This window comes from Kitasatospora misakiensis, assembly GCF_042656005.1.
Lineage (GTDB): Bacteria > Actinomycetota > Actinomycetes > Streptomycetales > Streptomycetaceae > Kitasatospora > Kitasatospora misakiensis.
This window is the reverse complement of the sequence record NZ_JBHSOF010000108.1, coordinates 1-6,359: the sequence shown is the minus strand read 5'-3', so window position 1 is coordinate 6,359 and position 6,359 is coordinate 1. Positions and strand designations below refer to the sequence as shown.

Annotated in this window: 3 protein-coding genes and 1 pseudogene; 2 read left to right on the top strand and 2 right to left on the bottom strand. The window is 75.8% G+C overall.

What is annotated here, in order from left to right:
• Both ACFP3U_RS36565 and ACFP3U_RS36560 read right to left on the bottom strand, forming a co-directional pair.
• On the bottom strand, window positions 1–1,307 hold a 1,307-nt coding region (locus ACFP3U_RS36565; RefSeq protein WP_380230093.1), incomplete at its 3' end, for a sigma-70 family RNA polymerase sigma factor.
• A gap of 332 nt (window positions 1,308–1,639) precedes the next feature.
• Entirely contained in the window at window positions 1,640–2,599 is a 960-nt protein-coding gene (locus ACFP3U_RS36560; RefSeq protein WP_380230092.1) for a TetR/AcrR family transcriptional regulator, read from the bottom strand.
• 679 nt (window positions 2,600–3,278) lie between these two features.
• On the opposite strand from ACFP3U_RS36560, the gene ACFP3U_RS36555 reads away from it, so the two are divergent.
• Both ACFP3U_RS36555 and ACFP3U_RS36550 read left to right on the top strand, forming a co-directional pair.
• Window positions 3,279–4,589: an NAD(P)/FAD-dependent oxidoreductase gene (locus ACFP3U_RS36555; protein ID WP_380230091.1), complete on the top strand. Its 1,311-nt coding sequence runs from the start codon at window positions 3,279–3,281 to the stop codon at window positions 4,587–4,589.
• Window positions 4,590–4,739: 150 nt separating this feature from the next.
• Window positions 4,740–6,221 (top strand): annotated as a pseudogene (locus tag ACFP3U_RS36550) (PP2C family protein-serine/threonine phosphatase); the annotation flags it as partial.
• Window positions 6,222–6,359 lie beyond the last annotated feature (138 nt).

Here is a 6,359-nt window from a genome sequence, read left to right as displayed (position 1 = left end):
GTCGTCCCGGTCGCCGCGCCTCCGGCCGCGCCTCCCGCCGTGGCGGCCGCGGTCCCGGCGACCGCGCCGCCCACCGCCGCCGCCCCGCCGACGGCGGCCGCGGCGGCACTGAACCCGCCCACGCCGATCCAGACCAGCACCCCACCGGGCAGCAGCGCGCGCAGCCCGTGGTTGATCTCGGACAGCTCCAGGCACGCGGCCGTGCACCGGTCGCACTCCTGGAGGTGCCGGCCCACCTCCGCCGAGGCGCGCTTGCGCAGCGACCCGCGCGCGTACGCGCCGAGCCGGTTGGCGTACGCCTCGCAGTCCCGGTCCTGGCTGCCCGAGACGTGTGCCTGGAGGAAGCCGGCGGCGAGCCGGTCACGCGCCCGGTGGGCCTGGACGGCGGTCGCGTTGGCGGTCTTGCCGAGCATCACCGCGACGGTCTTGGGGGACTCCCGCTCGACCTCGGTGTGCCAGAGCACCATCCGGTCGTCCTCGGGGAGTTCGGCGTAGGCCTGCATCACCATGCGCTGGTCGGCCATCGCCATCGCCCAGGCGTCGGCGCCCGGGTCGGCCAGGTCGAGGTCGACGACGGCCGCCGAGGTCTGCGCGAACACGCTGAAGTCGTCGACGAGTTGCTCGCGCCGCTCGCTGCGGGTCCAGGCGGCGGCGACGTTCCGCACCGCGGTCAGCAGATAGGCGCGGACGGCGAACTCCGGGCCCTTGCCCGCCCGCAGCGCCTGCAGGGTGCGGGCGAACACCTCACCGGCGAGGTCCTCGGCGGTGAAGCTGTCCCGGCAGCAGGTCCGGGCGTAGCGGCGCACCGAGTCGACGTGCCGGCGGTAGATCTCCTCGTACGCGGTGTCGTCACCCGACCGGACGAGGGCCGTCAACTCGGCGTCGGACGGAGGCCGTTCACCGTCGACCGGATCGGCGGGCGCCGGCACGGTGGGGCGGGCCGGCGCACCGGTGCCGACGAAGGCCTCGGGGGTGACGCTGCCGCGCCCGGCGGCGGCCTGTCCGGGGACGCGCCCCTGGGGGAGGGCGGCGGCGGAGGCGGAGAGCGTCTCGCGGCTGGGCATCCCGGCCTGGTCCGGCACCTGGCCGGCCGGTACCGGCCCGGGCGGCAGCGCGCCGGACGGCACCGCACCCGGGTGCGTCGCGCCCGACTGCACCGGACCGGACACCTGGGGTGCGCCCCCCGACCCGCCGCCGGGCGCCCCGGCGTCGGCGGCCGGACCGTCAGGACCCCAGTCGGGTCCGCCCCCGGCGGACCGCCCGAAGTCGAGGCCGTAGCCGTAGTCGTTCTGTTCCTCGGCGCTCACAGCGGACCCCAGCCTCCACGACAGCAGCCCCCGTAGTGTGGCAGGGCGCGCGGGAGTGCGTGGGCGCACGATTCCCCGCTGCACGGCGCCGAGGGCGCGCGAACGGCGCGCATCGGGACATTGGCTCCAACCACGGGCAAAGGATGGCATAGCGCAGAGTTGGGCGGTAGCCGGACCGGCCACGACCCACTCTTCCGTGGGGCCGTCGCGGATGTGTTCGCCCCGCGCACGGCGCCTGGGACGGCCTCGGCCGCGCCGGGCGCACGACCCGGAGCCGCCCGCCGCCCCGCTCACCAACCTCCTTGCCCGCGCCGGACGGTGGTCCCTGGGGCTCAGCGGGCCCGCAGGCCGTCGAGCAGGATCTGGAGCAGGCGGTCGGACGGCCCTTCGGCGGCTTGACCGTCCGCCTGCGGACCACCCGTCGGCTGCGGAGCGTCCCCGGCCACCGCCGGGACCGCCGTACCCGCGACCGCCGCACCCGGGCCGCCCGCCGGTCCGCCGCGCCAGGCGTGCACCGGCACCGAAGCCGTCAGCACCAGCACCACGTCCGCGACGGTCACCCCGGGCCGCAGCTCACCGGCCGCACCCGCGCGCGCCACCAGGGCCGCGAGTAACTGCAGCAGCAGCCGCGGATCCGCGTCGGCCACCAGCGCCGCCGCCTCGCCCTCGACCGACGCCTCGGCAGCGAGCGGCCCGCCGACCGGCTCGCCGGCACCGGTCACCGTCGGCTCGTACCGCGCCGAGCCGAACGGACTGCCCGAGCCGAACGCGCCGCCGGAGCTGACCGAGCCGCCCGACCCGACCGAGCCGACCGAGTCCGGCACCCGCTGCTCGGGCACCCGCCCCAGCTCCTCGGCGTACCGGAACGCCTCCGGCGGCAGCAGCCGCCCGGCCCCGGTGGAGACCGCCCGCGCCAAGTACCCGGCCAGCGCCTCCCAGGCACCCGCGCCGCCGTACAGCGACTCGCGCGCCTGGGCGGTCAGCCAGGCCACCTCCTCGGCGGCGATCCGCTGGACCAGCACCTCCTTGCTCGGGAAGCGCCGGTACACCGTGCCCACGCCGACCCCGGCCCGCCGCGCCACCTCCTCCATCGGCGCGCCGTAGCCGAATTCGCCGAACACCTCACGGGCCGCGCGCAGCACGCTCTCCAGGTTCCGCCGCGCGTCGACCCGCAACCGGGCGCCCGGGGCCTGCCCGCCGCCCTGTGTCATCTCGCCTCCCCGGTACGGGACGGCCGCGTACGCCGCCCCGGCGGGACCGGAGGCCTCGGCGGGGCCGCGTTGCTCCGGCACCACGCCTTGGCCGGGGTGTGTCGCACCCGCTCGCCCCAACAGTCGCTCCTGTTCCATCATCCCAACTCTCCCCCGCAGGCATCCGATTCCGGACCCTGTCGTCGCCCGCCCCTGCACCCCCCGGTGCAGCTACGCCTGAAAGAAATGTCCGATGACCCATCGCTCGTGCCGTTGCTGCCGCCCGGGCGACGCCCGGCCGTGGGTGCGGCCGCGCGCAGGTCCACCAGGACCCCGCTCCGGCGGGCGCCGCCGGGCCGATCGGTGCGATCGGACCGACGTGTCGGCGCCCGTCGGGGGGCCCTGTCCGGGAACTACCCTTCCCCGGATCACGGTCCCGCAGTCGGGTTCTCCCGCCAACACTAGAACTGGCCGTAATGGCCGATCCACGGTGCGTCGCCGCCAGTTGACATGGCAGTGGCCGCGCCGCCACACAATCCGACCATAGTTCACCGCCGTTCGAGGCCGAAAGTGCGTCAGAAACTCACCCCGGCAGTCCATCTGGCCACTTCAGGTCCCACCAGCCCCGTCCGTCACAGCGCGGACGGTGGACAAGAGGGCTCCGGCGGTCCTCAATTGGTGGGCGTGATGGGGGCAGGCCCGATCGAAGGAGGGCGACCGCGACCCCATCGACAGGAGGTGCGCCATCAGGATCCTGATCGTCGGCGGTGGGTGCGCGGGCATGTCCGCCGCACTGCACCTCCAGCGCGGGCTGCGCGAGCGGCTCCGTCGCGGCGAGGCCCACCTCACCCTGGTCGAGCCGCAGGCGTACCTCACCTACCACCCCCTGCTCGCCGAGGTCGCGGCCGGCACCATCGACCCCCGGCACGTGGTCGTCCCGCTCCGTCGCGAACTCACCGAGTGCAGGGTGCTCACCGCCCGGATCACCCGGATCGAGCACGCCACCCGACGGGCCTGGGCCGACGCCGCCGGCCCGGGCGAGGCGCCCGCACCGGTCGAGCTCGGCTACGACGTCCTGGTGCTCGCCCCCGGCTCGGTCTCCCGCACCGCCCCGGTGCCCGGACTGGCCGAGCACGGCCGCCGCTTCTCCACCGTCGGCGAGGCCGTCGGCCTGCGCGACCACGTCCTGGAACAGCTCGACCTGGCCACCACCACCCGCGACCCGGCGCTCCGCCAGGCGGCGCTCACCTTCGTCTTCGTCGGCGCCGGCTACGCGGGCGTCGGCGCGCTCGCCGAGCTGGAGGACATGGCCAGGTACGCCGTCCGCGGCCACCACAACATCACCCCCGACGACCTGCGCTGGGTGCTGGTCGAGGCCACCGACCGGATCCTCGCCGAGGAGTCGCCCGAACTCGCCGAGCACACCCTGGCCCAGCTGCGCGAGCGCAACGTCGACGTCCGGCTGCGCACCACCCTGGAGTCGGCCGCCGGCGGGGTGATGGCGCTCTCCGACGGCAGCCGGTTCGCGGCCCGCACCCTGGTCTGGACGGCCGGGGTCCGCCCCAACCCGCTGCTGCGCGACACCGATCTGCCGCTGGACACCACCGGCCGGGTCCGCTGCCTCGGCTCCCTCCAGGTGCTCGGCCCGGACGGCCGGGCGCTGCCCGGGGCGTGGGCGGCCGGGGACGGCGCGGCGGTGCCCGACCCGCACGCGGACGGGGCGCCGTGCGCGCCGAACGCCCAGCACGCCTTCGCCCAGGCCGAGCTGCTGGCCGCCAATGTGCTCGCGGCCCTGGCGGACGGCCCGCACGCGTCCGGCATCGCCGAGTACCGGCCGGACACCCCGGCCTGTTCCACCTCGCTCGGCCTCGGCCGGGCGGTCGCGCACACCCGGCGGGGCGGACGGCTCACCGGCCGCCGGGCCTGGTGGCTGCACCGGGCCCGCCACCTGCGCCGGCTGCCGAGCGGCGAGCGGCGGGTCCGGATCCTCATGGACTGGGCGATGACCGGGCTGTTCTCCCGCGAGGTCGTCCCGCTCGGCCGGCCCGAGCGGCGGGAGCGGCCCGAGCAGGCCGACGAGCGGCCCGGGTGAGCCGCCAGGGCGGAGTACGGAGAGCGCCCCGGGACCGACCCGATGACCGCGCCGTGCGCGGACGACTTCCGGAATCGGGCCTTCGCCTGACAGGATCTGCCCGACCGAGTCATTACCCCGTGTGCTGACGAGCACACAAAAAGTGATGATATGCCTGGAACCCGAGGAAGCGGCCGTCGTTTGAACCTCATGCGCTGGAGCGCCCGGCTCCCCGGAGTCCCGTGGCGTGCCACCCCGCCGTCCGGGGCCGGCACCGACCGCGGCACGCCGTCCGGCGACGCCGTCGTGGTGCCCGGCCCCCGGGACCCCACCAGCCCCACCGGCCCGCCCGAGCTCCCCGACGCCCTCGACCCCACCGGCGTGCTCGACCCCCACCGGCCGCAGGACCTCCGCGAGGTCCTCAACCGCATCCCCGCCCCGGTCGCCGTCACCTACGGACCGCTGCACCAGCTCGGCTACGCCAACCGCGCCTACCGCGAGCTCTTCGGCGAGCGCCCCACCGGCCTGCCCGCCTGCGACGCCCTGCCCGAACTCGGCACCCTCGGCGTCCTGCCCCTCATGGACCAGGTGATTCGCGGCGGCAGCCCGCGCAGCGTCAAGGCCCGCTGCATCCTCGGCCTCACCGGCAACCGCTACTACAACGTCTCCTGCGTCCCGCTCACCCGCGCCCCCGGCGACCGGGCCCCCGTCGCTCCGCCCACCCCGGTGGGTGCCGCCCCGGCGGGTTCCGCGCCCGCGGGTTCCACTCCGACGGGTGCCCCCGCCACGGGCTCCACCGCCGCCGGGACCACTCCCACGAGTGACGACCCCACCTCCGGCGTCCTCATCTTCGCCGCCGAGGTCACCGACCAGGTGCTCGCCGCCGCCCGGCTGCGCGAGTCCGAACGCCGCCAGCGCGAGGCCGCCGTCACCCTCCAGCGCAGCCTCCTCCCGCAGAAACTCGACCAGCCGGCCGACCTCCGGGTCGCCGCCACCTACCAGCCGGGCGGCGCCGAGGCCGCCGTCGGCGGCGACTGGTACGACGTCATCGCCATCGACGGCGGCCGCACCGCGCTCGTGATCGGCGACGTGATGGGCCGCGGCCTGCGGGCCGCCGCCGTCATGGGCCAGCTGCGCACCGCCGTCCGCGCCTACGCCCGCCTCGACCTCCCGCCGCACAAGGTGATGAGCCTGCTCGACGGGCTCGCCATGGAGATCGACGCCAACCAGATCGCCACCTGCACCTACGCCGTCTGGGACCCGCGGCGCCGCACCCTCGGCTACGCCTCCGCCGGCCACCTCCCGATGCTGCTGCGCTGCCCCGACGGCACCGTCCTGCGCAGTGAGGAGCAGAACGGCCCGCCCCTGGGCACCGGCGGCGGCGTCCACCTCTCGCACACCCTGCGCCTGCTGCCGGGCACCACCGGCGTCCTCTATACGGACGGCCTCGTCGAACGCCGGGACGAGGACATCGACCAGGGCCTCGACCTGCTCGCCCGCACCCTCGCCGGCGCGGTCGGCGCCCCCGACGTGGTCTGCTCCCGCCTGCTCCGCGCCATGGGCGTCACCTCCGAGCACGACGACGACGTCGCGGTCCTCGCCTTCCAGCTCCCGGCCGACGAGGAGTCCCCCGAACGGACAGCGGCGCTTGACTCGGTCTCCCAAGAGGTCTAGTGTTCTTCGAGCTGCCTGGCTGGGAGCACCGGACACGCATCGGCGCGGACGGCCCCGAGGTAGCCAATCCTCTGAAACACCACCTCTTCCCGTATTCGGGCCGAGTCGTGTCGTTTT